At 78.3% G+C, this 2,677-nt stretch carries 1 protein-coding gene and 1 pseudogene; both read left to right on the top strand.

The genetic code is table 11. The features are described 5' to 3' along the window. Window positions 1–109: 109 nt before the first annotated feature. Window positions 110–1,381: pseudogene (locus BJF79_RS36390) on the top strand (acyltransferase domain-containing protein); the annotation flags it as partial. A gap of 80 nt (window positions 1,382–1,461) precedes the next feature. Next, the coding region (locus BJF79_RS54365) for a polyketide synthase dehydratase domain-containing protein (RefSeq protein WP_262403086.1) at window positions 1,462–2,677 on the top strand (1,216 nt) is incomplete at its 3' end.

The following is a 2,677-nucleotide window of genomic DNA, read 5'->3' as shown; positions in this document are numbered from 1 at the left end:
GACATTCCGACACCGATCACCGCGAAGTGCATCACAGCGGCGGTGTCCTCTCGACCGGACGGGCGCGACCGGCCGGGTGTTCTCCGGGCAGGGTGCCCAGCGGCCGGGCATGGGCCGCGGACCGTACGAGGCGTTCCCGGTGTTCGCCGCAGCGCTCGACGAGGTGTGCGCCGCGCTCGACCGGCACCTCGACCGTCCCGTCCGGGAGGTGATGTTCGACGACGCCGGGGCACTGGACGACACGGCGTACACGCAGCCCGCGTTGTTCGCCTACCAGACGGCCCTCTACCGGCTGCTCGCGTCGCACGGTCTGGCACCGCAGGTCCTCATCGGCCACTCGATCGGGGAGATCTCGGCGGCGCACGCGGCCGGGGTGCTGACGCTGGACGACGCCGCCGCGCTCGTCGCCGCGCGCGCCCGGCTGATGGGCTCCGCCCGGCCCGGCGGCGCCATGGTCGCGGTGCAGGCGACGGAGGCGGAGATCGGGCCGCTGCTGACCGGCGGGGTCGCCGTCGCCGCCGTCAACGGCCCGGCCTCGGTCGTGGTGTCCGGCGACGAGGACGCCGTGCTCGAACTCGCCGAAGAGCTGCGGCGGCGCGGCCGTCCGGCCCGGCGGCTGCGGGTGTCGCACGCCTTCCACTCCCCGCACATGGACGCCGTCCTGGAGGAGTTCCGGGAGGTCGCGGCGGGCCTGTCCTACGCGGTGCCGGTCCTGCCGGTCGTCTCCACCCGCACGGGCCGCGTCGCCGACGGCGACGACCTGACGACCGCGGACCACTGGGTGCGGCACCTGCGCGACACCGTCCGGTTCCGCGACGGGGTGCGGGCGCTCGCGGAGCTGGGCGTCACCCGCTACCTCGAACTGGGTCCGGCGCCGACGCTCCTCGCGGCCGTGCGCGAATCGCTCTCCGACGGCGCGGACGGCGAGGCGGTGCTGGTCCACGTGCCCGGCGAGCCGTCCGGGTACGTGGGCGCGCTGGCCGACGCCCACGTCGGCGGCGCCGCGGTCGACTGGACGACGCTGACCGCGGGCGAGCACGTCGGCGACGTCCCCACCTACCCGTTCCGGCGGTCCCGCTACTGGGCGGCGGGGAGCCGCGCCGCCGACCCGGGCTCGCTCGGCATGACCGGCAGCGACCACCCGTTCCTCGGCGCTTCGGTGCGGCTCGCGGAGGGCGAGACGATCGTCTTCGCGGGCCGGCTGGACCTGGACGCCCACCCCTGGCTCGCCGACCACGCCGTCGCCGGGACGACGGTGCTGCCGGGCGCGGCCGTCGTGGAGCTGGCCGCGCACGCGGGCGCGCAGGCGGGCTGCGGCCACGTGGCGGAACTGACGCTGGAGAACCCGCTCCCGCTGCCGTCCGCGGGCGCCGTCCCGCTCCAGCTCGCCCTCGGCGCGCCCGACGGGGACGGGCGCCGCGCCGTGACCGTCCACTCGCGCGCGGACGGGGACGAGGAGGAGTGGATCCGCCACGCGTCCGGGCTCGTCGCGGAGCGCCTCGGAGGCCGAGGCCGACGGGACGGACGCCGACCGGGTGGCCGCCGGAGGGCGCGGAGCCCGTCGACGACCCGTACGGGGAACTCGCCGCCGCCGGGTACGACTACGGCCCCGCGTTCCAGGGGGTCCGGGCCGCGTGGCGGGACGGACGCGTCGCCTACGCGGACGTCCGGCTGGACCCGGACGAGAACGACGGCGCCGCCGCCCGGTTCGGGATGCACCCGGCGCTGCTGGACGCCGCCCTGCACGTCGCGGCCCTCCCCGACGGGACCGGCGGCCCGCCCCGGCTGCCGTTCGCCTGGACGGGCGTGACGCTGCGGGCCACGGGGGCCGCCGAGCTGCGGGTGCGCGCGGAGGTGGACGGCGACACCGCCGCCATCACCGCGACCGACCCGTCCGGCGCCCGCGTGCTGGAGATCGAGCGTCTCGTGCTGCGCCGGTCCGCCTCCCCCGCCGCCGGACGCACCGCCCCGCTCCTCGCCGTCGAGTGGACCGAAGCCACCGGCTCCCCCAGCGCCCCGGACGACGCCGAAGACTGGACCGAACTGGCCGTCCACGACCTCGCCCCTGCCGCCGACTCTGCCGAGGACGGTGCCCCAGACCTACGCGACGCCCGGGACGACCAAAGTGCCCGGAACGGGCACACCGGACGGGACGGCGGGGCGGGGCGCGACGTGGCGGTGCGGGCCCGGGGGGTGGCCGAGCGGGTGCTCGGTGCCGTGCAGGAGTGGCTGGCCGAGCACGAGGGGGACACGTCCCGGCTGGTCGTCACCACGCGCGGCGCCGTCGCGGCGCGGCCCGGCGCGGACGTTCCGGGGCTCGCGGAGTCGCCCGTGTGGGGGCTGGTGCAGTCGGCGCAGGCCGAGCATCCCGGACGGCTGGTCCTGCTGGACGTCGACGACGCGGAGGAGTCGCGGCGGGCGATCCCGGCGGCGCTGGCCACCGGCGAGCCGCGCCTCGCGCTGCGCGACGGGACCGTCCTGGTCCCGCGGCTCGCCCGCGCGACGTCCCGCCGACCCCGCCGACCCCGCCGACCGGGCCGGGGCCGGTCTCGACCCGGACGGGACGGTGCTGGTCACCGGCGGGACCGGGACGCTCGGCCGGCTGACGGCCGCCACCTGGTGGCGGCGCACGGCGCGCGGCACCTGCTGCTCGCGGGCCGCCGCGGCGCGGAGGCGC

Source organism: Actinomadura sp. CNU-125 (genome assembly GCF_001942465.1).
In the GTDB taxonomy this organism is placed as follows: domain Bacteria; phylum Actinomycetota; class Actinomycetes; order Streptosporangiales; family Streptosporangiaceae; genus Spirillospora.
Note: the sequence above shows the minus strand (reverse complement) of the source record. Positions and strands in the feature narration are given on the sequence as shown.